Origin of the sequence: Bacillus sp. T3 (genome assembly GCF_033449965.1) — a bacterium.
In the GTDB taxonomy this organism is placed as follows: Bacteria; Bacillota; Bacilli; order Bacillales; family Cytobacillaceae; genus Bacillus_BU.
Genome location: NZ_CP137761.1, coordinates 2,797,579 through 2,823,313 on the forward strand (window position 1 = coordinate 2,797,579; position 25,735 = coordinate 2,823,313).

Annotated in this window: 27 protein-coding genes; 10 read left to right on the forward strand and 17 right to left on the reverse strand. The window is 37.8% G+C overall.

All coding sequences use genetic code 11. The features are described from left to right. The first annotated feature begins 15 nt into the window (after positions 1–15). The 3 genes from RGF10_RS14405 to RGF10_RS14415 all read left to right on the forward strand — a co-directional run bounded on the left by RGF10_RS14405 (position 16) and on the right by RGF10_RS14415 (position 1,752). Positions 16–405: an alpha/beta fold hydrolase gene (locus RGF10_RS14405; RefSeq protein WP_318503114.1), complete on the forward strand. Its 390-nt coding sequence runs from the start codon at positions 16–18 to the stop codon at positions 403–405. Next, entirely contained in the window at positions 381–986 is a 606-nt protein-coding gene (locus RGF10_RS14410; RefSeq protein WP_318503116.1) for an alpha/beta hydrolase, read from the forward strand. The genes RGF10_RS14405 and RGF10_RS14410 overlap by 25 nt, the downstream gene beginning before the upstream one ends. A 130-nt stretch (positions 987–1,116) precedes the next feature. Then, positions 1,117–1,752, forward strand: a complete 636-nt coding sequence (locus RGF10_RS14415) for a pentapeptide repeat-containing protein (protein ID WP_318503118.1) — start codon at positions 1,117–1,119, stop codon at positions 1,750–1,752. Positions 1,753–2,006: 254 nt separating this feature from the next. Here the strand turns inward: RGF10_RS14415 and RGF10_RS14420 are convergent, their stop codons facing one another. Then, positions 2,007–2,858, reverse strand: a complete 852-nt coding sequence (locus RGF10_RS14420) for an aldo/keto reductase (RefSeq protein ID WP_318503119.1) — start codon at positions 2,856–2,858, stop codon at positions 2,007–2,009. A gap of 38 nt (positions 2,859–2,896) precedes the next feature. After that, on the reverse strand, positions 2,897–3,880 hold the full coding sequence (locus tag RGF10_RS14425; RefSeq protein WP_318503121.1) for an aldo/keto reductase: 984 nt from the start codon (positions 3,878–3,880) through the stop codon (positions 2,897–2,899). 267 nt (positions 3,881–4,147) lie between these two features. Here RGF10_RS14425 and RGF10_RS14430 point away from each other — a divergent pair, with 267 nt between their 5' ends. Then, positions 4,148–5,074, forward strand: a complete 927-nt coding sequence (locus tag RGF10_RS14430) for an AraC family transcriptional regulator (protein WP_318503123.1) — start codon at positions 4,148–4,150, stop codon at positions 5,072–5,074. A gap of 224 nt (positions 5,075–5,298) precedes the next feature. After that, positions 5,299–6,444, forward strand: coding sequence for an NADH-dependent flavin oxidoreductase (locus RGF10_RS14435; RefSeq protein ID WP_318503125.1), 1,146 nt, complete (start codon positions 5,299–5,301; stop codon positions 6,442–6,444). A gap of 117 nt (positions 6,445–6,561) precedes the next feature. On the opposite strand, the gene RGF10_RS14440 is transcribed toward RGF10_RS14435, so the two are convergent. Then, positions 6,562–7,089 carry a YceI family protein gene (locus tag RGF10_RS14440; protein WP_318503127.1) on the reverse strand — a complete coding sequence of 176 codons (528 nt, stop codon included), beginning with the start codon at positions 7,087–7,089 and terminating at the stop codon, positions 6,562–6,564. A gap of 343 nt (positions 7,090–7,432) precedes the next feature. Here RGF10_RS14440 and RGF10_RS14445 point away from each other — a divergent pair, with 343 nt between their 5' ends. Beyond that, a complete protein-coding gene (locus RGF10_RS14445) occupies positions 7,433–7,966 on the forward strand; it encodes a CBO0543 family protein (protein ID WP_318503129.1) in 534 nt (177 codons plus the stop codon). A 138-nt stretch (positions 7,967–8,104) separates the two neighbouring features. Next, the gene (locus RGF10_RS14450) at positions 8,105–9,115 is read left to right on the forward strand and encodes a DUF3231 family protein (RefSeq protein WP_318503130.1); all 1,011 of its coding nucleotides are present in this window, start codon (positions 8,105–8,107) and stop codon (positions 9,113–9,115) included. 54 nt (positions 9,116–9,169) lie between these two features. Here RGF10_RS14450 and rarD read toward each other — a convergent pair whose 3' ends face one another. Continuing rightward, positions 9,170–10,087 (reverse strand): EamA family transporter RarD, encoded by a 918-nt coding sequence (gene rarD / locus RGF10_RS14455; protein ID WP_412176734.1) that lies wholly within the window; start codon positions 10,085–10,087, stop codon positions 9,170–9,172. Positions 10,088–10,356: 269 nt separating this feature from the next. On the opposite strand from rarD, the gene RGF10_RS14460 reads away from it, so the two are divergent. After that, a complete protein-coding gene (locus RGF10_RS14460; protein WP_318503134.1) occupies positions 10,357–11,043 on the forward strand; it encodes a YczE/YyaS/YitT family protein in 687 nt (228 codons plus the stop codon). Between the two features lie 237 nt (positions 11,044–11,280). On the opposite strand, the gene RGF10_RS14465 is transcribed toward RGF10_RS14460, so the two are convergent. The 3 genes from RGF10_RS14465 to RGF10_RS14475 form a co-directional block, all read right to left on the reverse strand. Continuing rightward, a complete protein-coding gene (locus tag RGF10_RS14465) occupies positions 11,281–12,594 on the reverse strand; it encodes a WD40/YVTN/BNR-like repeat-containing protein (RefSeq protein WP_318503136.1) in 1,314 nt (437 codons plus the stop codon). Between the two features lie 35 nt (positions 12,595–12,629). After that, positions 12,630–13,691, reverse strand: coding sequence for a hypothetical protein (locus tag RGF10_RS14470; protein ID WP_318503138.1), 1,062 nt, complete (start codon positions 13,689–13,691; stop codon positions 12,630–12,632). Between the two features lie 446 nt (positions 13,692–14,137). Further along, complete coding sequence (locus RGF10_RS14475; RefSeq protein WP_318509485.1) at positions 14,138–14,740, reverse strand: DUF421 domain-containing protein; 603 nt, start codon at positions 14,738–14,740, stop codon at positions 14,138–14,140. 259 nt (positions 14,741–14,999) lie between these two features. Here RGF10_RS14475 and RGF10_RS14480 point away from each other — a divergent pair, with 259 nt between their 5' ends. Continuing rightward, positions 15,000–15,428, forward strand: coding sequence for a DUF2383 domain-containing protein (locus tag RGF10_RS14480; RefSeq protein ID WP_318503140.1), 429 nt, complete (start codon positions 15,000–15,002; stop codon positions 15,426–15,428). Between the two features lie 128 nt (positions 15,429–15,556). On the opposite strand, the gene RGF10_RS14485 is transcribed toward RGF10_RS14480, so the two are convergent. The 6 genes from RGF10_RS14485 to RGF10_RS14510 all read right to left on the reverse strand — a co-directional run bounded on the left by RGF10_RS14485 (position 15,557) and on the right by RGF10_RS14510 (position 20,536). After that, positions 15,557–16,669 carry a cupin domain-containing protein gene (locus tag RGF10_RS14485; protein WP_318503142.1) on the reverse strand — a complete coding sequence of 371 codons (1,113 nt, stop codon included), beginning with the start codon at positions 16,667–16,669 and terminating at the stop codon, positions 15,557–15,559. Positions 16,670–16,732: 63 nt separating this feature from the next. Further along, positions 16,733–16,903, reverse strand: a complete 171-nt coding sequence (locus RGF10_RS14490) for a hypothetical protein (protein WP_318503144.1) — start codon at positions 16,901–16,903, stop codon at positions 16,733–16,735. A gap of 23 nt (positions 16,904–16,926) precedes the next feature. Continuing rightward, positions 16,927–17,226: a hypothetical protein gene (locus RGF10_RS14495; RefSeq protein WP_318503146.1), complete on the reverse strand. Its 300-nt coding sequence runs from the start codon at positions 17,224–17,226 to the stop codon at positions 16,927–16,929. Beyond that, entirely contained in the window at positions 17,226–18,173 is a 948-nt protein-coding gene (locus tag RGF10_RS14500) for a fumarylacetoacetate hydrolase family protein (RefSeq protein WP_318503147.1), read from the reverse strand. Before RGF10_RS14500 ends, RGF10_RS14495 begins: the two co-directional genes overlap by 1 nt. Before the next feature lie 299 nt (positions 18,174–18,472). Next, on the reverse strand, positions 18,473–19,261 hold the full coding sequence (locus RGF10_RS14505) for an IclR family transcriptional regulator (RefSeq protein ID WP_318503149.1): 789 nt from the start codon (positions 19,259–19,261) through the stop codon (positions 18,473–18,475). Between the two features lie 99 nt (positions 19,262–19,360). Next, the gene (locus RGF10_RS14510; protein ID WP_318503151.1) at positions 19,361–20,536 is read right to left on the reverse strand and encodes an acetyl-CoA C-acetyltransferase; all 1,176 of its coding nucleotides are present in this window, start codon (positions 20,534–20,536) and stop codon (positions 19,361–19,363) included. A gap of 227 nt (positions 20,537–20,763) precedes the next feature. On the opposite strand from RGF10_RS14510, the gene RGF10_RS14515 reads away from it, so the two are divergent. Then, positions 20,764–21,543, forward strand: coding sequence for an IclR family transcriptional regulator (locus RGF10_RS14515; RefSeq protein WP_318503153.1), 780 nt, complete (start codon positions 20,764–20,766; stop codon positions 21,541–21,543). A 47-nt stretch (positions 21,544–21,590) separates the two neighbouring features. Here RGF10_RS14515 and RGF10_RS14520 read toward each other — a convergent pair whose 3' ends face one another. The 4 genes from RGF10_RS14520 to RGF10_RS14535 form a co-directional block, all read right to left on the reverse strand. After that, entirely contained in the window at positions 21,591–22,148 is a 558-nt protein-coding gene (locus RGF10_RS14520; protein WP_318503155.1) for a hypothetical protein, read from the reverse strand. Between the two features lie 35 nt (positions 22,149–22,183). After that, positions 22,184–23,413 (reverse strand): NAD(P)/FAD-dependent oxidoreductase, encoded by a 1,230-nt coding sequence (locus RGF10_RS14525; protein ID WP_318503157.1) that lies wholly within the window; start codon positions 23,411–23,413, stop codon positions 22,184–22,186. 305 nt (positions 23,414–23,718) lie between these two features. Next, positions 23,719–24,588: a fumarylacetoacetate hydrolase family protein gene (locus tag RGF10_RS14530; RefSeq protein ID WP_318503159.1), complete on the reverse strand. Its 870-nt coding sequence runs from the start codon at positions 24,586–24,588 to the stop codon at positions 23,719–23,721. Positions 24,589–24,603: 15 nt separating this feature from the next. Then, complete coding sequence (locus tag RGF10_RS14535; RefSeq protein WP_318503161.1) at positions 24,604–25,725, reverse strand: cupin domain-containing protein; 1,122 nt, start codon at positions 25,723–25,725, stop codon at positions 24,604–24,606. Between the last annotated feature and the right edge of the window lie 10 nt (positions 25,726–25,735).

Sequence of the window (25,735 nt, forward strand, 5' to 3'; positions counted from 1 at the left end):
AAGGGTGAATGAACGATGTTTACACGAAAAACAAACTATATTTCTGGGAAAGATAGTGTTGCAGAATTAACGAAAATGAATTTCGGAGGCTTTGAGCAGTGGCTATTAATACGGGGTGAAAGTGGAATGAATCCGATTCTATTATTTCTACATGGTGGACCCGGTACACCCAATATTGGAATTGCTGCTGATACTCAAAAACAGTTAGAAAAGAACTTTATTGTTGTGAACTGGGATCAATTAGGTGCCGGTCTTTCCTATAATCATGAAATTCCAAAAGAAGCTATGACAATTGAAAAAATGATTGGCTATACAAAAGAAGTTATCCAATATTTGCTAAAAAGATTTAAAAAGGAAAAATTATTCTTAGTGGGGCATTCTTGGGAAGTTTACTTGGAATATTAACAGCCAAAAGACATCCGGATTATATAGAAAAATATGTTGGGATTTCTCAAGTTGTAGGTGGACCTGAAACGGAGAAGCAGTGCTACGAATATTGCTATAAAACAGCCATTGAGCGAGGTAATAAAAAGGCAATCAGAAAGCTCAAACAAATTAAGGAGCCCCCATATGATGATTGGAAAAAAGGCCTGCAGGTTCGATCCGCATTAAGCAATAAGTTTGGAGCATCCGTAAAGAACGGCGGTCTCCCCTCTTTATACTTTAAAAGAATGTTGTTAAGTCATGAATATACTATATTTGATATCTATAAATTCTTAAAAGGATTTTCATTTAGCTTGGATTGTCTTTGGCCTGAGATTATGAAAATGAATTTATTAAAAGAAGTGGATAACTTAACCATGCCTATATATTTCTTTTTGGGAAAGCATGACTACTCTGCGCCTAGCTTGTTAGCTGAAGAGTTTTTAAGCAATTTAAAAACTAGTCAGAAGCAAATTGTTTGGTTTGCTGAGTCTGCCCATATGTGCAATCTAGAAGAACAAGAAAAATTCACGGCTAATTTGGAACATGTATTATCGCTTTAGAAAAAATTAAATATCATATCATTCCTTATCCTTCTAATTTTTTACCTAAATTTTTGTTACAATTATTGCTGTTATATATTTTATTATCGGTCCAAACGACGAGAGCTTTAACGACGAAACGAGGTATAATATGAAAATTGATATTCCAAAAATTTCTCATGATTTATCTGCGAAGAATTTTCAAGATATTTATTTTGAGGAAGATCCAATGTTTGAAATGTGCTTGATCATCGATTCTGAATTTGTAAATGAGGCTGTTAATAGAGTCCGACTATCTGATTCAGTAATCAGAAATTGCAAATTCACTAATACGGATTTTAATAATATTTCGATTACAGATGTCCGTTTCGAAAACTGCGATTTATCGAATGTGAATATGAGCAATTCTTCCATTCATCGAGTCGAATTCATTAATAGCAAATTACTCGGTTGTAACTTTCCAGATTCTTATATTGGGAATGTTAAATTCGATAACTCGATATTAAACTTGGCTACATTCGGGCATTCAAAGCTAGAAAAAGTCATTTTCAAAGAAGTTTCACTACAAAGTACAGATTTTTATGACTGTAAACTTAAAAAAGTAGAATTCGAAATATGTAACCTTAATGGAGCAAATTTTGAACAAACATCACTTAAAGGAATCGATATTAGTTCATCTAATTTTGAATCGCTTATGGTTTCAATTGAAGATTTAAAAGGATGTAAAGTCTCAACCTATCAGGCGATTCAGTTTGCATCGCTATTGGGCTTGATTATTAAAGATTAGACGTTAAATTTCGTGTAAGTATGAGAATTTCCTAATTTAAACGGAATTTTTCCCTTTATTTTTCAAACATAGCGAAATCTACATTCTGCTATAACAAAGATTAATAGCCGTAATATTGCCGAAATAAAAAATGCATCGTGCTACAAAATAAACCCCCTTTCATTCCTTGTACTTCATGAAAGGGGGCTTATCATTTTATTTATTTTAGATTTGCAAACCATCCCATTACCGCAGAAAATGCAAAGTTTATACCATTAAATATCAAGTTTTCGGGTACCGAGCCATTTTACCATTTCGGGATCCCAGTGAGAAAAGAACAAGCTTTCCTTCGTGTCTAAAGTAGCAATTTTTTCCATATCCTCTAAACTTAAGTCAAAGTCAAAAATATTGAAATTTTCGATGATTCTTTCCTGCCGTACCGATTTCGGTATCGCCACCACTCCCCTTTGTGTCAACCACCGTAAGATAACCTGCGCAACAGATTTATCGTGCTTTTTAGCAATGGAAGCTAAAACTTCATTCTGGAAGATATTGTTTTTTCCTTCAGCAAATGGTCCCCATGACTCGATTTGAACATTATTCTCTTTCATAAGTTTAGAACTTTCGATTTGCTGACAGAATGGATGTGTCTCTATCTGGTTTACAGCAGGAACTACTTCATTATGAATAATAAAATCCGTCAGACGATCCGGATAAAAGTTGCTGACTCCAATGGCTCTAATTTTTCCCTCATGGTACAGCTCCTCCATCGCCCGCCAAGAACCGTAAACATCGCCATATGGCTGATGAATTAAATATAGATCTAAATAATCCAGTTGCAGTCTTTCCAGTGATTTTGTGAATGCTTTTTTTGTATTTTCATAACCAGTGTCCTGAACCCAGAGTTTTGTCGTAATAAACAATTCCTCTCTTGGCACTCCACTTCGCTTTATGGCTCTGCCTACCGCTGCTTCATTTAAATATGAAGCAGCGGTGTCGATGAGACGATAACCAACTGTAATAGCATCGTAAACAGCTTGTTCACATTCTTTTTCATCTTGAATTTGAAAAACACCAAAGCCAAGTATTGGTATCTCTACACCATTGTTCAATATAACTTTTTGCATTTTGGAAAACCTCCAGTTTATGAAAGATTAAGTGTCTATTATTTTCCCGTTCTATTTGCGTATTTTGCAGGGTAACGATCCCCCGAAATTTTAATTATTGATAGTGCATCATTCAATTCATCTAATTCCCTAGGTGCCAGTTCAACTTCTGCTGCACACAGATTTTCCTCAAGTCGTTCACGTTTCCTTGTACCAGGAATGGGAACAATCCACGGCTTCTGGGCAAGCACCCATGCTAGTGCGATTTGAGCTGGTGTTGCATCTTTCTTTGCAGCAATCTTATTGATCAATTCAACCAATACCAGGTTTGCCTCGATATTCTCTCGCTTGAAACGTGGTACAATACTGCGGAAGTCGGAGCGATCAAATGTTGCATTTTGATCAATTGTTCCGGAAAGGAAACCCTTGCCTAGAGGGCTGAACGGTACAAAGCCAATTCCTAGTTCTTCAAGGGTTGGCAGAAGTTGTTCTTCTGGACTTCTCCACATCATGGAGTACTCACTTTGAATCGCCGTCAACGGCTGAACCGCGTGCGCACGGCGAATCGTTTCCACTCCTGCTTCTGATAGCCCCCAATGTTTCACCTTCCCATCCTTGATTAGGTCTTGTACCACTCCGGCTACTTCCTCGATTGGGACATTAGGATCAACACGATGTTGGTAGTATAAATCGATCGTGTCAACTTTAAGACGTTTAAGCGAGCCTTCAACGGATTGCCGAATGGTCTCTGGCTTGCTGACTAGCTCCTGATTGCCGTCTACCATTTGGATACCGAATTTAGTGGCAATGACCACTTTCCCCTTGTAAGGTTTAAGCGCTTCTCCAACCAACACCTCATTCACATATGGTCCATATACTTCTGCTGTATCAAAGAACGTAACGCCTTGATCAACTGCTGCATGAATGAGCGATATCATGTCGTTCTTATCCGCTGCTGGACCGTATCCATAACTCATTCCCATACAACCTAGACCGATCGCAGAAACTTCTAATCCATTATTTCCCAACTTACGTGTTTGCATGATGTAACTTCCCTTCAGCGTTATTAACGATTAGATTTTTAGAGTTGCTTTTTGCTATTTACATTGACATCGTTTTCTTTAAATCATGTGTTTCCGAAAAAAATTATGATGGGTGATAGCTTGCATCCTCATTATGCAATAATTGAAATTACGGACGATATCACAATCGTATCAAATCATTGCATAATCCTCTCACAACCGTTTACGCGGAAAGAATATTAGCTTTATAATGAGACCATCAAGGATGAGAATACAAAGGAGATTATTATGTTTGAACAATTATATAGACAAAGAGTAGAGCTTACCAAAATCATCGAGGATCATATAGGACAAGACGGTTCTCAAATTACTGCTATTCCGACTTTATTTTTCTCCCGTTTCTCAAATATGACTGGACCAAACTATGGAGTTTACAATCCATCCTTATGCATTATCGTTCAAGGGATGAAGGAAGTGTTGTTATCACAGGAGCGGTTTCAGTATGGTCCTGCTGATTACCTTGTAGCCTCCGTTAATCTGCCAATAAGTGGACAAGTTACGGAGGCCTCGACCGAAGTTCCTTATCTGGCACTAAAACTTGAATTTACACCGAGTGAAATATTGGAGGTATTACGTGAATTCCAAATGGAAGAGAAAAAGAAGGAAAATGCTAAACGTGGTTTGTATGTCAGCAAAATAGAGCCCTCTCTGTTAGACGCGGTAACAAGATTAGCTCGGCTCTTAGACCAGCCTAAGGATATCCCGGTACTTGCCCCACTAATTAGAAAAGAAATTATCTACCGAGTTTTGCAAGGTGAACATGGAGGTACACTAAAACAAATAGCAATAGAAGGAAGTTCGACCAATCAAATCAGTGATGTGATTGAACATATCATGAATAACTATGAAAAATCTTTTAAGATTGAGGAGCTTGCGGAAATAGCCAAACTGAGTGTTTCTTCACTGCATCGGCACTTTAAAGAGGTCACTGCGATGAGTCCGATTCAATTCCAGAAACAATTGAGACTACAAGAAGCTCGGAGCCTGTTACTATCCGAATCAGCGGATGCAGCAGAAGTGGCGTTCCGGGTTGGATATGAAAGTCCATCACAATTTAGCCGTGAATATTCGCGAATGTTTGGTTTTCCACCAAAAGAAGATATTAAGCGTTTGAGGGCGAACGATGATGAATCTGAAATGAATAATCTTGGATAACCACAAATAGGGATTTTGTTAAAGAGAAATCAATTGTTTAATAATGTGATTGTAAAGGAATGTAATAAATTCCGAGGTTTCATGATAAAATTATAGGACCAAATTAGCCATTGATCTACAAATTGGGTTTATTGTATGTAATGGTTTACTCATAATATAAGGCTTTTTTGCCAAGGATAAAAACCGAATCGTTTCAGCAATTTTTTCTTTGGAGGAACGGAAATATGAATTCGAATAATGAAATAATGTTGTCATCCTTTACGCTTCCGAATGGAGTGGAATTGAAAAACAGAATCGTTATGGCTCCGATGACCAATTTTTCTTCAAATTCTGATGGAACTGTTACAGATGCAGAGGTGAGATATTATGGTCGTCGATCAAGCGGAGCCAGTATGGTGATTACTGCTTGTACATATATAACGCCTAATGGAAAGGGATTTCATGGAGAATTTGGCGGAGATAGTGATGATATGATCCCTAGTTTAAAGCGAATAGCTCAAGCTATTAAAGAAAAAGGTGCCAAAGCAGTCCTTCAAATATTTCACGGTGGCAGGAGTTGTCCACCTGAATTGGTACCAAATGGCGAAATTGTCAGTGCCAGTGATGTTCCAGCAGAAAAAAGTGGTGTGTCAACAGAAGAACCTGATGTTAAGCCAAGACCGTTAACTGAGCAAGAAGTAGAAGATATGATTACAGCATTTGGCGAAACGACCCGGCGGGCGATTGAAGCAGGATATGACGGGGTGGAAATTCACGGCGCAAACGGCTACTTAATCCAGCAATTCTTCTCTCCCCATTCGAATCGTCGCGAAGATCGCTTTGGCGGGAGCTTGGAGAAGCGAATGACTTTTCCTCTAGCCGTAGTCGACAGAGTAATAAAGGTTGTAAATGAGCATGCCCCTTCTTCCTTTATTGTTGGCTATCGTTTTTCACCAGAAGAACCAGAGTCACCCGGTATTACAATGGACGAGACGCTTATGCTAGTTGATGCTTTAGCAGATAAAGAGCTCCATTATCTGCATGTTTCGTTAACTGATTTCTTTTCCAAGCCTAGAAGAGGGGTTGCGGACCTTAATAAAACAAGAATTCAATACCTGCTTGAAACCATTGATAATCGGGTTCCATTAATTGGTGTTGGCTCCATTTATTCTGCTGAAGATGCTCGAAAAGCCTTTGATACTGGTGTTTCTCTCCTGGCATTGGGGCGAGAATTGATAATTGATCCTGATTGGGTGCAAAAAGTAACTGAAGGAAAAGAGATCGAGATTGTGACCAAGATCGATAAGGACAAGCAACAAGAATTGATGATTCCTGACCCATTATGGAAAGCGATCATCCACACACCGGGATGGTTTCCAGGGATTTCATGATCGAAGTGTACTATCAGATAATATTTCGAATAGCTCTTTTCAATCAAATAGAAAAAATGCCCACTCATCTAGTTGGGCATTTTTTTCATAAAACTTTCGATTGTACCTATAAAAAATTTATGCTGCAGGGTTTACTTCTAATTCCACTTTGATTTTGATATCTTTCCCTACAAGTACGCCACCTGTTTCAAGAGCTGCGTTCCAAGTTAGGCCGAATTCTTCACGGTTAATTTTAGCTTCTGCTTCAAATCCGTAAACCTCTACGCCCCATGGATTTGTCCCTTTACCACCAAATTCAACATCAAAAGTAACTGATTTTGTTACATCCTTAATTGTTAAGTCACCCGTTACTTTATAATCATCTCCATCCTTTGAGATGCTGGTTGATTTAAAATCAATCGTTGAGTAATTTTCAACATCAAAGAAATCTGCTGATCTTAAGTGATTATCACGATCTTCGCTACGTGTATTAATGCTTGCCACGTCAAATTTGAATCCAATTGTAGCTGTAGTAAGATCTGTTAACTCTGCCGCTTCTACTTCTGCGGTATACGTTTCAAAAGTCCCTTTTACTTTTGATACCATCATGTGTTTAACTTCAAATCCAATGCTTGAGTGTGATTGGTCTACTGCCCATTTTGTCATTTTAAACTCCCCCAATATATTTTATTTTTTATCTCGAATTCGAGATATATATCCAAAAAATTGTTTACCCAGTCTTTTTAAAACCAGGTAAACCCGTAGAGATTTTTAATCCGATCTATAGTTCTGAGGTATATTTCGAATTAATTTATCTCTAATTCGAGATAAATTTACCATATTTTCATTTTGATTGTCAATGCTTTATGAAAAAATATTTATAAATTTTTTTAGGTTGATTTTTATTTTTCTTTCGCCCATTTTACTCTTCAAAATGAAAACGAAGACATGAATCCACCGGAAAAGGTTGTCTCCTTTACATTATCTTATAGAAAGTTGGGGATAATAGATGAAAACACTCGAAAGGAGTGTGTTTATGCATGTCACTCTTACCATACTAACCATTTTGGCATCCTTAAAGTGGGCTGATTGGAAAAACTGGAGAAACTACCATGCAAGTATGTTCATCATTTCAACAGGCGGCCTTCTTTATGAGTACATTGTACAAGAAAATACCTTATGGAAGTTCCATTCGGATTTCATATATGGAAATCAAATGGTTGTGATAGTTTACGCTGTTATTACGATGCCAATTAGTGTCTTGATTTTCCTGACTCATTTTCCAGAAAAATGGATTAAAAGAATCTTTTACATACTGCTTTGGTCTGGAACTTATATATCAGTAGAGTGGATTTTATTAGTATTTGAGAGAATTTCTTACCAGAATGGCTGGCATATTTGGTTTTCTTTTTTCTTTGATCTTGTCATGTTTTCTGTTATTGCGCTGCACCACTACAAACCAGTTGTGGCTTATATCCTATCTATTTTTATTATTATCTTCTTAATCCATTACTTTGATATTCCATTTAAGTTCATAGCATGATATTGATTCCTTGTTGATCCCTTCCCTTCTTATAAAAAAACATGTAACTTATCTTTTTTCAAATCACGGTTCATGATATTTGAATTTACAGAAAGAAATACTATTTGTGGGATTTAATTAATATGGAGGTTATTTTATATGACAAAGAAGCCAGTCCTTACGTCCTCTGAACTTGGAACATTATGGCTGACATATCAAGAAAAAACAATGAAATTACATATGTTGGATTATTTTATTGAAAAAGCCGATGATGAAGAATCGAAAGATATTTTGACTAATTTGCATAGCGAAACAGAGCTTTATGTTGGGAAAATAACGGATATGCTTAAGAGTGAAGGTGCCGTAATTCCGGTAGGGTTTTCTACTCAGGATGTAAACATAGAGGTGGAGAAGTTATATGATAACGGTTTCGATATCCTATTCATACGCCTTATACAAGAAATAAGTATGGGGATGCACTCATTAAATATCACGATGGCCTATCGAGAAGATATTGTCTCAATGTTTAAAGATCTTACCGCATTGACTCAAAAGTATTACAATCTTTGTACGCAATATTTGCTTAATAATGGGATGCTTGCCCGACCACCCTATGTTTCCATGCCAAAATCAGTTGAGTATGTGAAAGACCAAAGTTATTTGGGGGGACTTGCGATTCATCCCTTTAGTGACAAAAGAACGCTAAATACGGTTGAGGTTGCTCACATTCATCATGCAATTGAATCAAATATCATTGGGATGCAAATGATTACGGGTTTTGCCCAATGCGCAAAGGAAGAAGAAGCCAAACAATTCTTTCACGAAGGAGCAGAACTTGCGAAAAGCATTGTAAAGGATTTGAGTGAAGCCTTGCTGCATGATGGGATACAAGCCCCAGTACCATCAGGCGGTCATGCTACCCGGTCAACTGTGGCCCCATTTTCAGACAAATTGATGATGTATTGCACAAGTCTTTTCTGCAGCTTTTCGATGGGCAGCAACTCATTAGGAACCGCTTTTAGCTTACGAAATGATTTACCAGCTAAAATGTCGATTTTTATGAAAGATATTTTTGAATATGGCCATAAGGGAGCCAAAATCATGATAAAAAATGGGTGGATGGAAGAACCACCTCAAATGGAAGAACGACAGCAAATATTGAATAAATAAAATTCCAAAACACTTGTGAATGAGTTCTCCGCAAGTGTTTTTTCATTTTCAATATTATCTTGTGGCTACTGTTGACTCTTTTCTATTTTTTAAGACTTGCCGAATATTTGAGATGGTAAACATCGCAATCGCTGACCAAATGCAAGTAAAGGTGACAACATGGTCTTTTGTGAAGGGTTCCCCGTACATAATTACCCCAAGAATCAAACTAATGGACGGAGCAATATATTGTAGGATGCCCACCATGTAAAGAGGAATTTTTTGTGCACCAATTCCAAACCACAACAGTGGTAAAGCTGTAGCGATACCTGATCCGAGTAAAAATAAATCAGTTTTAAGTGACATTGTCGCAAAGCTATTCTGATCATTTATACCTAAATAAGCTAAAAACAAAAGGGCAAAAGGTAAAATAAAAATAGTTTCCAAGAGCAAGCCTAATATGGAATCTACTTGTATTAGTTTTTTCGATAATCCATAAAAACCGAAGGATAAGGCTAATACTAGTGCAATCCACGGGAACTTTCCAATCGATAGCGTCATATAAAGAACACCGATTCCAGCTAAGACAAATGAGATAGCCTGAGACATATTTATTTTTTCACCTAATACAAAAACACCTAACATAACAGCGATAAGTGGATTAACATAGTAGCCTAGACTCGCCTCCACAATGTGGTTCGTATTGACAGCAAAAATATATGTGACCCAATTAATACTTATAAATAAAGAAGCCAGTAAAAGTCCGAGCCAAGTTTTTTTCTGTCTCATTTGAACTTGAAAAAAGTTTTTTAATCGTTTTCTCTTTAAAAGAAATACGATAATGAGGACGAAAAAAAACGACCATACGACTCGATGGGCTAATATTTCAAGTGCAGGAACTTCACCTAGCATTTTCCAATAGATTGGTAATACTCCCCACACGATATAAGCACCTGCTGCAAAGATCATACCTATTACATTTTCACGTTCCATTCTTTTTTCTCCAGACGTTTTTATTAGAGTTGTAATACTCCTTTTAAGCTTACGTTTCATTCCAGTATTAAATCCCCTAATCACTCCTAGTTTAGAAATATTGACCTTTTATCTTGAGTTTCCCAAAAAATTTTCTTTCGTTTTCCCCTATCCCTCTGGCATATGTTTACATTCTATTAACTTATGATATATTTGTATAATATAACAAATGCTCAGAAAAAAGGACAAAATCTAGCATTTTAAAGTCAGATACAGAAAGTAGATTTTATATGAAACTTTTCTTTGCCCGTTTATTGCGTTTAATATTTGGACTGTTTTTATATTCTCTTGGAATCGTCGTGACCATGAATGCCCATATTGGATATGCCCCCTGGGATGTATTACATGTCGGGTTGGCCAAAACAATTGGTATGAGCATTGGCACCGTTTCAATCATAGCTGGAATCGTGATTGGAATCGTAACCGTATTGCTTGGTGAAAAACTCGGACTCGGTACCCTGTTAAATATGGTGTTAATCGGAGTGTTTCTGGACATCCTTATTGGATTTGATTTCATTCCTGTTGCAAACAATTTCGTGTTTGGAATCATCATGATTATCATTGGTTTGTTTATTATCGCGTTAGCTTCTTACTATTACATTGGCTCAGGATTTGGAGCTGGCCCAAGGGACAGTTTGATGGTGGCACTTACTAGAAAAACAGGCTTACCAGTTGGTGTCTGTCGGGGCACAATCGAGCTTTTGGCGGTCTTTGTCGGTTGGAGACTCGGAGGTATGGTTGGGATCGGAACGATTCTTTCTGCGTTTGTCATTGGCTTTTGTGTTCAGTCAACCTTTAGATTACTTCAATTTGATGCCACTACCGTTAAACACGAAACATTAGACCAAACAATAAAATTACTCATTGGCTTAAAAAAAGAGCCATTGAAAAATACAGATTTTCCTGGAAATCATTAATTTCCGCAATTATAAATGTACATTATGGCACGAACACTGATGGACAAAGTCCCTACCTACCGACATAAATATAAATAAATTAGCTTTATCCTAGAGTTGCTATGTGTAGCAACTTTTTTTTCATTTATTTCAATGCCTGATATTGTAGTTTTACAAATAAAAAGAATCCATTTTGACAGCAGTTTGTTCAAAAATGGATTCGTCTTAAGTACTTAAGTATTCAATTTTCAAGGTATATTAATTTGTCCTTACTTTGCACGAAGCACCCCATTCCGGGTCGACCAATCCTGAAAAAGACCATGTTTTTCCTTGGTCCTGAGAAGTAAACTTCGCCAATACCTTTCCGCCCAAATAATCCCCATCTTGACCTTGATTCACTAACAAAGTACCTTCCGATCCATTAAAGGTAGGAATCTCAGCTACTTTGAAGAAGCCCTGATATTCTGCCGGTATCGGAACCTCTACGCGTTCCCAGTTTACTCCACCGTCAGGAGTCCGATATAAATTTGGACTTGGAGGCTGTCCTTCATAGTTATATACACCAAAAGAGACAAACCCTAATTGATTGTTAATGAACCCTCCATCTGTTACTAAATTACTGGTGCCATCGACCGACCCAACGTTGTTCCAAGACTGACCACCATCGTTTGTTTTAAAAATAAAGTTTGCCTCCCAACTCATTGTTTTATCCCCTGTAACGATGAGATAACCATCCTGAGCTGACGTGAATCCTAGTATTTGTAACCGCAAAGCCGGCAGCTGGTCCGAAACCAATACCTCATTCCAAGATTCCCCTTTATCCTTACTAATAAGAACGCTCAATCCTTTGTTAAGTACAAACGCAGTTATGTCCGGTGTAATCACATAGCTGTCATCAACTAGTTCCGAAGTGTTGTATCCATCAAATAATAAATATTCGCTCGGAACAGGTACCACCCGCCACCTTTTACCCTTATCATAAGTAACCCTAAGCTTATTATCCCGAATCTCATAATCAATGCTTTCCGATTGTTCCTCAATTCCGGCTTTCTTTCGATATTCCTCCATTGATTCAACAGGTGGCAATCCGATTTGAGTATCAGTTATTCGTTCAATATTTGTTATTGTGTAGGTTAAGTTTTCAGCCTCCTTATTGATTGTCAGCTTCCAAACGATATTTGGAACCCTTCTATTTTCTCGCATTCTTCCCCAGCTGTAATCGATTTTTGGGGTCCCTTCAGGTAACCAAACATCAAAAACTACCGCAACAACAAAAGAGTTATCATCTCCCGATAACTTTGTAAATCTTGTAAAACCAGTACCAGCAATCGCCCCATCACTCTCTAGTTTTTTCATGAAATCGAATAAGATTCGGTAAGTAATGTCTTCTGGTTTTTGATCATCTTCATATACTTGGCGGGTGTATGGGAGTTTGGTGTTTATATCTACCTTTTTTACCTCGACTGGTTTTGTATTTGGAATTTTAGTATCCTCATTATTCATTTGAAAAATAATGAAGGTAACGATAAATATAGAAGTAGAAATTAGTAACCAACCCTGTAATTTATTCATATGAATCATCCTTCAATAATTTACTCATTATTTGTCTAAACCGAAACATCATCTTCACGGTAAAACTGTCTATATACATAACGCTTTGGAATAATCAGATCCTCCTTGCCTGGAACATATAAGGAGATTGATGGTCCTGAGTTTACCATATCAGGTGTGGAAGGAATATGTATTTTTCCCTTTTGATCTATAAAGCGAATCCCTTCCGAACTACTCCAAGTTCTTATTCCTTTATACAGGACAGCATAATTATCTTCATTCCAATCTTTTACTTCACTTTTGATAGGAATCAATTTCAGCATATTAATAACAATCGATAAATCATTGTTCGGATCGTAAACCGTTGTTCCTTGCCCATTCCAATCTTGTTTATGAACCTTTACCTTATTACCCTTTGTATAAATTAAATATCCTGATTGCAATTTTTGATTTTGATCAAACCCGTAAATATACATATAAATTTCTGTGATCGTCCCGTCTTGTTCAAATTCTATTTCTAAGTTATTAGTCATTAAAAACGGTTCTAGTTCCATCTCTTCTTTTACAGAAGCTAGGATTCCATCGAGCTTCGTTGTATAAAAATTATCATTTTTCAGCTTTATTCCAGTATCTGTTTTTAACTCGTAAATTTTCCAGGCTAATGCTCCATTAAAATTAACAGCATTTGAGCCAACATAATATACTCCCAAAAGGGTTGACAGTGAAATGAAAATAGCACTCCATTTCCAATAGATTGGAAGAATGGGCTTAATACTATTAAAATATATTTTTATCTGTTCAAGAGACTGTTCTGTTTTCTTCGAAATGGGGATAAATGTTTCACCATGAAAGTAGAGAAAGTACCATTTTTTATTTTCCTTTATTTTTGTTAAACTTGCCAAGGGAAAATCATGACGGTCCGTGGAATTTCTTGAGACAATCACCAATTGCGTATCATTGATATCAATCTGACTGCCAACTTCGAATATATAATCTTTTTTCATATGCTTGCGATAAACAATAAAAATACGGATAAACATTATTAATAGCAGAAAACTGATTCCGATAAAGATCGGAATATTAGTTTTCAATTGTCCAATTTTTGTAATTGTGTACAATACCTTCCACAACATTACATAAAGAAGTAGGATTATCAGGCTACTTTTTCTTCCAAAAATTAAATCCAATAGTATCAGTCTTCTATATAATTTTTTTGTCAATTTATTTTCAATTACCATTCTAATTACCCTTTCCCTCGATTTTTTCAATCATTCAATCCTTATCGCCTTCCTGAAATCCAAATTTTTCCCATTTCTATCGTAACATAAATAGAATCATTTGTCGGGAGTGGGCTCCTTAACATAGCACTGTTAGATACTAGATTCATTAGCAGAACAGGCCTTATTCCATTAATGGTTAAAACATAAAGAAAGAACACAATTCTAGCTGTAGAATCACGCTCTTTATGGGGTAACTAAAATATTTATCTCAATAGCAAAATCAATTAATTCTGCCTTCATTAACTCTCCTTTATTTAGCATTTGATGTGCCTTTGCTAAAAATTTCACATCAGATAATCTGGATTATCTTGTGGACCTCCATCTTTAATTTCCTCAAAAATATTTCCTTTTTCTTGAGAAGTGGTTTGTGTTGTGTTTTGTGCCACACCTGGGATTAATGGAAAATACAACTCAACTAGTTTCTTGAACTCTCCGACAGTTAATGGTTTCGCATTTTCATTTAGTTCGTACCCAATAAGTCCATTCGGTTCAATCGTTGCTATTTTGACATCTCCAATATTCGCTATACCATGATTTCGCAATCTCATTTCCAATTGGTCAACGGTTAATCGTAATTTTTTAAGATTCTCAGTATTTAATGTACCGTTTTCAATCACTATTTTAGCTTTACCGGTGATGAATTTTTCAAAAAAATTAAATTTAACTTCTAATACTTCAATCAGAATACTTGAAATGACAAAAATGGCAGCCCCTAAAACAGCCTTTATTACACTTTTTTCTACAATAGGTTGCACGATAATTGTTCCAATTGAGATCATAACGATTGTTTGAGCAAGGGTCATTTGGGATATTGATTTTCTTCCCGCCAATCTCAAAAGCAATATTCCAGATACAATTAATAAAAATGACTGCCAGATAAAGGACATATCCATATTTTCAACCTCCAAAACAAGCTATTCAACTGAGCTGAAAGATCACTTTCTATGACCCACACTTATGAATTTTCGTAATTGAACTTCTGCTGAATTTATGATTCCTTTTGCATTCAATAGTTCACATAATAATGAGCATTTATATTATTTCCTCAGCTTTTTAAATTATTTTAGATCTTAACTTAATTAGTCTGATTCGATATAGAATAATCGTAATCATAATCAGCAAAATAAGTTTAAGGATGTGAGTAAAATGCAGAATGAAATAATCGTTGAGGAATTGAATACGTTACTGAGAGGAACCTACATGGGAGTACGGGCACTTGAGCACCATATTCATCAGCTCGATAATGCAGATTTGAGGCAGTATTTCCAATCTATACAACAAGAGGCAAAGCAGAATGCATCCAAATTAGCTGAGCGAATTCAAAATCTAGGAGGAATGCCTGCCGATGATGAAGGGATTTCCGGTTCAATGCACAGCTTCATGCACAAAGTAATGCTTCCTCATGATAATAGGAAAATCATTGAGGATGCTTTAAAAGGCATGGATAACTATGGTGTAGATTATTCAGAGGAACTTGTAAGAGGAGATTTAGATGCAGAGAGCAAACGAATTGTTGAAGATGTAATAAACACCAACCGTAGACATGTTGAAAAGTTACGGGAACTACTTCATTAAACGTGCAAGGACCATCAAAGCCAGTTGATGGTCCCACTTTATTCTCACCGATAGCTATTAAATCAAATGAAAAAGCTTCTTCCTGTTCATATATCCCTTGATTCATCGTTCTAATTCTTTGATTACCATTAACACCCTGCCGGTTTGAACTCAGCAGTTATCGTTTGATGACCTTGATTCTGTTCATATTCTTGCTGTTGCTCAAGCTTGAATTTTTCTAAAATTGGTAGATCATTCGTTGAGAAAAGATAACTTTCCACTGTTGCCACATGTTCGTGCCAAGCCCAGTTGGGAACAACAAAGTAATCCCCTTTTGACCAATCAAATCGAACTCCGTTAATGATCGTGTACCCCGATCCTTCATGAACGTGATAGATTGAAGCATGAGTATGTCGATGCGCCTTACCTTTAAATCCGGCTGGGAGCATTTGCATCCAAGCAGCAATGGTTGGACAGGCTGTTTCGCCATTAGAAGGATTGATATATTCAACAGCATAGCCATCGTGTAGATCTGGGTCATAGTTTGATAAACCTTTTAGAGCAGCTTCCGTACCTACCCATTTAAAGGCGGCAAGCGGAGCCTTTTTAAAATATCGATCAGAAATCGGACGAACCATCCCACCTTGATAATGCCCTGCCGAATAATTATCTGGAACCTTTGGCTGCTCAATTTTTTCAGGATACGGTTCGAAGAAGGTGCCACCAAGATAGTAAACGGTTGGGATATCAAGACAATCCATCCAAATCATTGGTTTGTCGCCAGGATGACCATGACCGTGCCAAAGCCCGCCTGGTGTGGTTAAGAAGTCCCCTCGTTCCATATAAATGCGTTCACCTTGAACAATCGTGTAAGCCCCTTCTCCTTCCATGATAAAACGAAGGGCGTTTTGGACGTGGCGGTGTGATGGTGCCGTTTCCCCAGGTAAAATAAGCTGAACAGCAGCATAAAGTGTTTGGGTAGTAGATGCCCAGCCCCACGGTTTTCGATAGTTGAGCCCTGGATTTTGCAAATATATGGCTCGACGTTCTCCACCTCTTTCAGGAGTAAAAATTTCTGTGGCTTCCATTAATTTATTTTGCAATAGTTCATATTTCCATAGATATGCTTGTGCATGTGGCTCAGGCGTATGCTTCATTAAATCGGGAATGGCATTCCATAATGGCCCCAAATTGTATTGCTCAAGGTCGCGATTGAAATCTTGGACAAGCTTACTATCATAAAATTCAAGTTTTTCAGCCATATGTTTTACTCCTTTGCTCTCTTTAGGATAATGAAACTTCTCTCAGTACGGATTAACTGCCCGTTAATCTGCAATAAATTTGACTAAGTTCCGCTGGATTTGTCCGTAATGCTTGATCACATGCTCGACTAGCAAGTGATCAACAATAAAGGATATTGGTTTCATTCCAAAGCGTGGATTTCGGCTTGGCGCTTCTACCTTTAAAAAGTCTTCATCAAGCTTAGTTAGGGTCATTTCCACTTGTTTTTTTATAATGTTCAGTTCATCAAGAACCTCGGTAATCGTGCGGGTTTCTGTATTTGAAACAGCTTCAAGTCGGTCATAATCTTGTAAACCCCTCCCCAGACGTTCCCAGGCGAAGCTAAAAGCATTTCAATCTCAGTCAACCAATAGGGAACTGCCTCTGCGACATGGCAAACAATTTGCATTATAGACCATTCTTCCGATGACGGTTTCCATAGGATTACCTCTTGGTTTAAGTCCTGGACCTCATCTATAATTTGGTCAATCGCTTGGTTAATTTGTTCAATGGATTTATGAATAATGGTTTGCGTCATTATACTAATACCTCCGCAGTTTGCTTTACTCGATTTTCTAAAGCACCAATCTTGGCAATTTCAATTTTTACAACATCGCCATCCTTAAGGAATACTTGAGGATTTCTAGCAACTCCAACTCCTCCAGGTGTCCCTGTGAGAATGACATCACCTGGTTCAAGTGTCATCAAGCCGGATAGAAACTCAACTAAATACTGCACCGAGAAAACCAGATTGGCTGTATTGGATTGTTGACGAACCTCACCGTTAACAGTTAATGTCACCTCAAGCCCTGATGGATTTTCTAGTTCATCCGCGGTGATGAGCCATGGACCCATTGGAGCACTTCCATCCACCGTTTTCCCTTGCAGCCATTGGATCGTTCTACGCTGGATGTCGCGGTATGTAACATCATTTACGATTGTATAGCCTGCTACATAATCAAGTGCATCAGCTTGTGAAACATTCCTTGCTCGCTTGCCAATAACAAACGCAAATTCCGCTTCATAATCTAGTTGTTCAGAAACAGGGTAAAATGGGATATCCTCCTCTGGTCCAATCACCGTATTGGCAAACTTTGCAAATACAACTGGAACTTCAGGTAATTCTCTGTTCATTTCTAAAATATGCTCGCGATAATTGTGACCTACGCAAATCATTTTCCCTGGGTTTGGTACTGGAGCATTTACCTTCACAGTATCTTTTTGGTGAACAAGTTCTTTTCCGTTATATTTTTGTTTTTCTAATGCAAAAGAAATGGCTTTCTTCGCTTCCACTAAGCTTTCTTTTCCGCCTTGCAATAAACCAACTACATCAACCGGAACATATGCCTCGGCAATTTGCTGCGCTCTCAATTTTCCTTCTGATTCTAATAGAGCTTGATAAGCAAGATGTAAGTCCACTACTTGATTGTCGATAATGGCGCCTGCCCGAGAAACACCTGCTTTTGTAAAAGTAATAAGTTTCATTGCCATTCCCCTTTCGATCCATTCCGTTTTGATTTTTTCAGATAAAGATGAATATTTTTATCTGTAAATTACGAATATTATGCATTTATAATATCAACGATGGTTTTTTATAAAAACGAGATTGTTCTTCTATATGGAACTGTCGAAAAAAATTTAAAAAATGTCTCGGTTTTAATGGCAATTTAACACAGGCCATTCCTAGAAAACGTATTAGTCTCTTCCAATGTTTAGTCAAAACAGAAAAGCATGAATAGAAACATATCTATTCATGCTTTCATCAACACTTCAATTTAATTTCATTACTTCCTAACCAAATTGTAATTCAAACCTTTCTTCTTTCGCTTTTTAACAATTTCAGATAAGTTTTGTCCGGCCGTTTTTACTTCCTCAATCATCCACTGTTTTTTCTTAAGACGCTGCACTGGTCCAACAATGGAAACAGCAGCTATTACCCGCTCCTGATTATCCCAAACAGGGGCACCAATCGATATATAATCTTCGCAATATTCCTGTACACAAATCGCATATTTCTGCCGTTTAATTTCTGTTAGTCTCTTCTCTAATTCCTCTCGTGTTCCAACCGTTTTAGAAGTATATTGTTCAAGTTTGTTAGGTACTAATTTAGCAATGGTTTCTTCATTTTGAAATGCTAGCACAACTTGCCCACTACAAGTACAATGAATGGGCAGGCGCATCCCAATGTGAACAGCAGGTTTTACAGGATTTTCAGATTCAATTTTTTGTAAATAGATCATGTTAGTTCCTTCTAAAATCCCAAGCAGGGCTGTTTCTCCTGTTCTTTCCGTCAGTAAATTTAAAATTGGGATAGACTCGTTGATGATCGGTAATTGATAGTTTACGATATTGGTTAATGCTAATATTGAGGTTCCTAAGCTATAGCGGTTTGTTTGCGCGTCTTTATGAACAAATCCTTCACTGCCCATGGAGAGCATTAATCGATGAACTGCACTCTTACTTAACCCTAAAATTTTGGCCATTTCGGTTACACCGAGCTCAGGATTATCCATTGAAAAGCACTTTAAAATCGCTAAAGCATTTGCTAATGATGAGGACCTTTCCTTTTTCAAGCTTCCTCCCCCTAATTCCTAAAAGCATTTATCTAGCCCGTTTATCTTACTTCCTAGAAGAGAATTAGAACCAACCCATTGGATTGGTTCTATCCTAATTTATAAGCGCTCCCAAATCGAGGCAATTCCTTGTCCTCCACCGATACAAACAGCAGATGCACCGTATTTCGCATTGCGTCTTACTAATTCATATGCAAGTGTTAAGGTGATACGGGTTCCACTTGCAGCAAGTGGATGGCCTAAAGCAACAGCTCCGCCATTAACATTGCCAATTTCCGGGTCGAACCCTAACTCTTTTTGACAGGCTAGGTATTGAGCTGAGAAAGCTTCATTTATTTCGATTAAATCTAAATCCTCTATTTTAAGCTTTGCTTTTTTCAACGCATTTTGAATTGCCAGAACCTGTCCAATGCCCATATATTTCGGCTCAACCCCTACAACATCCCATGAAACAAGGCGAGCGATTGGCTTTAGACCTTTTTCTTCTGCATAATCGCTGGTGGTGATAATCATTGCTGCTGCACCATCTACCATCCCACTTGCATTCCCAGGTGTGACAACACCATTCTCAACAAAACGTGCTTTTAATTTACCAAGTTGTTCCATGCTTGTGTTTCTAATATGTTCATCTTTATCAATTACTTTATCGCCTTTTCGGCTTGAAATCGTAACAGGAACAATCTCCTGTTGGAAATACCCTTTTTCCGTTGCAGCTATAGCCCGCTCATGGCTTGATAGTGCATGGGTGTCAGCCTCTTCACGAGAAATGCCATACTTTTTTGCGATATTTTCTGCAGTATCTGCCATAGTACATTCGCCTACTGTGTCATATAAACCATCAAATACCCAGTCTTCAATGACAGGACCACCTAGCTTGCTCCCCCATCTCATCCCTGCAATTACATGTGGGACATTGCTCATACTTTCCGTTCCGCCAACAAGTACAACCTTAGCTTCCCCTGTCATGATATACCGAGCTCCCGTTAAGATCGCCTCTATTCCACTACCGCATAATCGATTAATCGTTATTGCCGGAACATGAATGGGTAGACCCGCCTTTAAGGCAACATGTCGGGCAAGAAGATGGGCATCTTTACTAGATTGCTGGACATTGGCGAATACTACCTGATCAATTTCCTCAGGATTTAGCTTTGCTTTACGAATCGCTCCACGTGCAGCTTCTACCCCTAAATCTGTAGCAGAAATTGAGCGAAAAGTTTCCGCTATTTCCGTAAACGCTGTGCGAGCTCCCTCTACTAAAACGATGTTAGTCATTTTTCCATCCCCTCTTTCTAAGCGCTTTCATAAATACTATTTTTAACCCCTATAAAGTTCAAATTCTATCTTTATTTTAAACACGATTTTCCCTCAATGTTATCCGCATTATATAGGAAATCAGGTGTGATTCTTCGTTTGTTTTGTCTGAGAAACCTAAAATATCGCCATCGTAATATTAGAGATAGTATAATGATAGGTAAAGAATTACGGGTGGTGATCATTTGGTGACTAGTAGTTCAGAAAACAAATACATCTTGTCCTCCGTAAAAAATGCGATGAGGATTCTCCGTCTCTTTAAAGTAGGCAGAGAGGAATTTAGCGTAACTGATATAGCAAAACAGACTAACTTACCAAAAAGTACTGCCTCGCGACTGATCACCATGATGGTCGATGAAGGGTTTTTAACAAAAAATCCAAAAACCAATCAATATCGACTGGGATTATCCATCCTCAGTTTGGGAGGGGTGATCAACAGTCATCGAGAATTGTATATGGAAGCTCAACCCATTGTTCATCAGATTGTAGAGGAACTAGGCGAAACTGCTCATATCTGTCTTTTGGAGAATGATGAAATTGCCTATTTATTCCGCACGGAAGGTAAAGAATCTGTCCGTCTCTTAACCTATATGGGTCGAAAAAACCCCGTTCATTGTACGAGTGAGGGCCTTGCCATATTAGCTTTTCAAGATGAAAAAGTCATTCAAAAATATTTAGAAAAAGATCTTTATGCCTATACGGAATCAACTATTACTGATAAGGAACAATTACAAGATTTTTTGCTTAGGATTCAAAACGACGGTTATGTCGTTTCTAAGGATCATTATTACGAGGGGTTTGTAGGAATTGCTGCGCCTATTCGTGATTATACTGAAAATGTTGTTGCATCAATTTCAGTTGTTGGTCCAACCTCCAGAATTACTGAAGAAAAATATCCATATTTTATTAAAAAAATAACAAAGGCTGCCGAAGAAATTTCCATGTTAATGGGGTATTATTTTGATTAAAAAAGTAACTCTATCTCAAGTTTGAAATAGAGTTACTTTAATGTCTATTATAATAGGTAAAAAGTGTTTCCTTCTGGTCCTAATGGTAAATGCCCTTCTTCTAAAAGCTCAACAATAGTAGATAAATAACTTTTTCCACTTGCCACTTCTGCCGTGCAGGCAAGGACGCTTATATACATCGCATGCCCCACCAGAAATTTTATAACTTTCTCATCAGTGAACGTTTTAAATGCCTGTGAGTATGCTCGATGAAATATAGCTTCTGGTACTCTGTCCACCACATCATGTAAAATCTGCTCATTGCCTTGGGAGATAACATCCTTCTTAAGTTGTTCAGGTACTTCTTTTAAAACGTCCCAGAGCTGACTTCCTTCAAAAGTGATCTTATCTATTGTTTGGGACACTTGCTCCTTTGTGATCCATTTAATTTCGTATTTTTGAACACCCATTTCTTCCATAAATCTGTCTAATTTACTTTCCGCTTCTAGATCAAAGTTCCCTACTTTTGAATACCAATCAATGGTGGTTAGTTTTTCAATCAAATCGTTAACAGTACGGGCAACTGTCCCGTATTTTCCTTCATTAATTAATTCGGCTATTGCCATAGTATTCGCTCCCTTCACTTCAATGTACTGGCTTTTTAATATTTCGTTGTTAATTCTGGTGGTCCGAATTTAGGACCATATGGACCTTCCTCTAACCAGCGACCAAGTCTTGGAGCCACAGGAACAAGAGATGCAGCAAGCTCGCGCTTTAAATTCATTTCTGGCGAATCTCCCTGAAGGTGATGTAGTGCGGTGGTTGAGCAATCACGGTTCCAATTCGCCGCAATCCGACGTTCATTAGCAGCAGCATAAATTGCCTGTTTACGTTCTACCTCTGACTCAGCTTGAAGTGCTTGCTCAATCCCCTTAACCGCAATGACTACATCTGGCACCCCTGAGTTTAGTCCTCGTGCGCCAAATGGAGCAAATAAATGCGCTGCTTCACCTGCAAGAATCACTCGGCGCTTTTCATCAGTAAACGAATTCGCCACTACTTGGTGGAAACGATAAGTCGATACCCAAGTCACTCGATCAGCGTATTTCGGATCCATCACCTTCGGAAGCCATTGTTTCACTCCTTCGATGCTAGTAAAGTCATCCGGATTATCACCTTCCAGTAATTGAAGATCTACTCGCCAACCACCTTTAAATGGTACGAACATAACATTACGACCACCAACAGCTTGATGTTGATAATGGAAAGTACGTTCTAACGGTAATGGATTTTCTTCATCTTCTTTTACATCAAGAACAAGGAATGTATCCTGTGTCCGTGGACCTTCTAAAGCGAGACCAGCTTGTTCTCTTATCACTGATCGGGCACCATCGCTACCAATGACATATTGAGCTTCCCAGGTTTCTCCTGATGCAGTCGTTATGACAGCTCCATGATCTGTTATTTCAAGTTCCTTTACTGGTGAATCCCAAACAATCTCCACACCTGCTGCTAGACAAGCTTCGTACATATGTCTTTCAATTTCATCTTGATGAAGTGATGTAAAATGAGGTAATTTGTTAGGATCTTGATTATTCGTAAATCCATAATTCCGAACATAAACTTCCTTTCCTTTGTACAGCGTACGATTGATTGGCCAAATAATGCCATTTGCCGCAAGAGTAAATCCTAGACCTTTTGAAACTTCCTCTAGGTGTGCTAATGTTGCGTTGTGGATATATATTGCTCTACTGCCTGGACGTGGACGGCCATGTGGATCTGCTTCAATTACTACGGAATTTATTCCCTTTTGTTTTAATGCGAGACCTGCTACTAATCCAACTGGCCCTGCTCCCACAACGATAACATCTGTTTTGTTTGTTTTTCCCATAATTCTCCAGCTCCCCTTTAACAATTAACTATTGTGTTTAATTTGTTAATTAGATTATAGAAAAGATCATCTGTTGTAAGAATGTGATTGTTCTTCTATGTGGGACACTTTGTTTTTATTTTTATAAAATTCAGAAATTTATATCCGTAGATTTCAGGGTTCTATCAGAAGATCTCAGGGCTCTATCCGTAGATTATAATTATTCTAAACATATACAACCCCGACACTCTATTTTTCAACTCGAGAAAACGAGAAAAAACAACAATAAAGCCGTTCAATAATGAACGGCCCATTCTATCAATCATCTATTTACTAGCAGAACTATACTCTGTCACGCCAGCATATTGTACATCTACTGTAAATTCTCCAACCTTTTCAATTTCAATCCGGATGCGGTCCCCAGCTTCAATTGGACCTACACCCTCAGGTGTTCCAGTAGCAATAATGTCGCCAGGATTAAGGGTCATATTATGATTTGCTAGTTCAAAGCATTTGAAGCAATCATAAATTAAATGCTTTGTACTTCCATCCTGTCGGAGTTCATCATTTACCCATAGCTTCATCGCCAAGTCATTTGGATTTTCAATTTCATCTGCTGTCACAATCCATGGGCCGATAGGGGTAAATGTATCAAAGGATTTTCGCCACGTTCTTTCTTCATTACCTCTCACCGAAATGTCAATTAGTGCAAAATAACCAAAAATATAATTCTTAACTTCTGATGCTTGAACATTCTTAGCTTTCTTCCCAACAACATAGCCCAGTTCAGCCTCATGGTCGGTTCTACGGTCTTTAAAAGGTAATAAAACGGGATCAGAAGGACCAGATAAGGATTCAGGAGATTTTAAAAACAGCCCAAGTTCTTCAATAGTTCGAGGAGCATTATTGAACAATTTGTTCATTTCGATTTGGTGGTTTCGATAGTTTACAGGAGCAGCCCAAATTTTCCCTGTTGTCGGAACCTGGGACTTAAACTGTACTTCACCTATTGCGAAAGCTTGGCATGCATCTAATTCTAGCTCAATCTTTCCCTTTAACTGGTCAAAATTTTCAACCAGATTAAGAAAAGATTCAGGGGTATTTTCTGGTTTCCACCCTACTACATTTGAAATATCAACTACCGCTTCACCTTTCACTACACCGAGGAGATTATCATTAAAGATTGCTATTTTCATTCTGTTTCCTCCTATTTATTCAACGTCTCCTTCAGGGACAAACACTTTCTCGATTGTTTGATGACCATCGTTGGCTTTATAATTTTCACTAAATTCAAGTTCTAATTTTTCCATAACCGGTTTATCGTTAAATGAGAAAAGATAGACATCACTATCGCCTGTATTAACGTGTTCATGATAGCTCCATGGCGGCAAAATAAAGAAATCCCCTTTCTCCCATTCAAACTTTTGACCATCAATAATCGTATAGCCTTTTCCTTTTAAGACATGAAAGATAGCGCTGTGTACATGACGATGTGCCTTTGTTTGTTGTCCTGATGTTAATTTTTGCATCATCGTACCGATTCTGGAATCAGCAGAACCTCCCGTTGTCGGATTAATATATTCAATCGCGTATCCATCAAATGGATCGTAATCTGCTTCATTCATTTGACTCAATAGATACTTTACCCGATCAAATTTATATCCATAGATAGGGGATGGGTATCCTGGTGTTTTGTTTTCATTTAATTTCTTAAATGCACCCAATGAGAACTGCTTGGTAGAATAATTATCAGGAGATTCTAATGGATAGGATCCTTCTTCATAAGGTTCAAAAAAGGACGCAGCTAGGGTTCGAACTAACCCTACGTCAAGACCATCCAGCCAAAATACCGGTTCTGTCCCTTCATGTTTATGTTCATGCCATGTCCATGCAGGAGTTAAAACCATATCTCCGCGCTCCATGTAGGTTTTTTCACCATTTACGGCTGTATAAGCCCCACTTCCTTCAATAATAAAACGGATCGCCGACTGTGAATGATGATGGGAGGGAGCACTTTCCCCTGGAAGCAATAGCTGAATTCCAGCATAAAGGGTATGAGTTCCATATCCAATTAGGCCATACTTTAATAAACTGGGGTTTTGCAAATACACAACACGGCGTTCTGCATCCTTCCCAGGTTCTAGTAGATCGCCGGCTTTCAATACATATTCACGTAACGTTTTCCATTTCCACAAATAAGGTTCAACATGATGAACAGGCTCTTTTGTTACCATATGTCCAAGGTCATACCAAAGTGGTCCAAGGTGATTTTTTTTCATCCCTTCATAATACTGATCCAAATCATCCTGAGTTGGGACAGAAGGTTTCTCCATTACTATCACT

Coding starts and splice junctions, on each gene's coding strand:
- RGF10_RS14405 (WP_318503114.1), top strand. CDS start 16: ATGTTTACACGAAAAACAAACTATATTTCTGGGAAAGATAGTGTTGCA.
- RGF10_RS14415 (WP_318503118.1), top strand. CDS start 1,117: ATGAAAATTGATATTCCAAAAATTTCTCATGATTTATCTGCGAAGAAT.
- RGF10_RS14420 (WP_318503119.1), bottom strand. CDS start 2,858: ATGCAAAAAGTTATATTGAACAATGGTGTAGAGATACCAATACTTGGC.
- RGF10_RS14425 (WP_318503121.1), bottom strand. CDS start 3,880: ATGCAAACACGTAAGTTGGGAAATAATGGATTAGAAGTTTCTGCGATC.
- RGF10_RS14430 (WP_318503123.1), top strand. CDS start 4,148: ATGTTTGAACAATTATATAGACAAAGAGTAGAGCTTACCAAAATCATC.
- RGF10_RS14435 (WP_318503125.1), top strand. CDS start 5,299: ATGAATTCGAATAATGAAATAATGTTGTCATCCTTTACGCTTCCGAAT.
- RGF10_RS14440 (WP_318503127.1), bottom strand. CDS start 7,089: ATGACAAAATGGGCAGTAGACCAATCACACTCAAGCATTGGATTTGAA.
- RGF10_RS14445 (WP_318503129.1), top strand. CDS start 7,433: ATGAAAACACTCGAAAGGAGTGTGTTTATGCATGTCACTCTTACCATA.
- RGF10_RS14450 (WP_318503130.1), top strand. CDS start 8,105: ATGACAAAGAAGCCAGTCCTTACGTCCTCTGAACTTGGAACATTATGG.
- rarD (WP_412176734.1), bottom strand. CDS start 10,087: ATGGAACGTGAAAATGTAATAGGTATGATCTTTGCAGCAGGTGCTTAT.
- RGF10_RS14460 (WP_318503134.1), top strand. CDS start 10,357: ATGAAACTTTTCTTTGCCCGTTTATTGCGTTTAATATTTGGACTGTTT.
- RGF10_RS14465 (WP_318503136.1), bottom strand. CDS start 12,594: ATGAATAAATTACAGGGTTGGTTACTAATTTCTACTTCTATATTTATC.
- RGF10_RS14475 (WP_318509485.1), bottom strand. CDS start 14,740: ATGTCCTTTATCTGGCAGTCATTTTTATTAATTGTATCTGGAATATTG.
- RGF10_RS14480 (WP_318503140.1), top strand. CDS start 15,000: ATGCAGAATGAAATAATCGTTGAGGAATTGAATACGTTACTGAGAGGA.
- RGF10_RS14485 (WP_318503142.1), bottom strand. CDS start 16,669: ATGGCTGAAAAACTTGAATTTTATGATAGTAAGCTTGTCCAAGATTTC.
- RGF10_RS14490 (WP_318503144.1), bottom strand. CDS start 16,903: ATGACCCTAACTAAGCTTGATGAAGACTTTTTAAAGGTAGAAGCGCCA.
- RGF10_RS14495 (WP_318503146.1), bottom strand. CDS start 17,226: ATGACGCAAACCATTATTCATAAATCCATTGAACAAATTAACCAAGCG.
- RGF10_RS14500 (WP_318503147.1), bottom strand. CDS start 18,173: ATGAAACTTATTACTTTTACAAAAGCAGGTGTTTCTCGGGCAGGCGCC.
- RGF10_RS14510 (WP_318503151.1), bottom strand. CDS start 20,536: ATGACTAACATCGTTTTAGTAGAGGGAGCTCGCACAGCGTTTACGGAA.
- RGF10_RS14520 (WP_318503155.1), bottom strand. CDS start 22,148: ATGGCAATAGCCGAATTAATTAATGAAGGAAAATACGGGACAGTTGCC.
- RGF10_RS14525 (WP_318503157.1), bottom strand. CDS start 23,413: ATGGGAAAAACAAACAAAACAGATGTTATCGTTGTGGGAGCAGGGCCA.
- RGF10_RS14530 (WP_318503159.1), bottom strand. CDS start 24,588: ATGAAAATAGCAATCTTTAATGATAATCTCCTCGGTGTAGTGAAAGGT.
- RGF10_RS14535 (WP_318503161.1), bottom strand. CDS start 25,725: ATGGAGAAACCTTCTGTCCCAACTCAGGATGATTTGGATCAGTATTAT.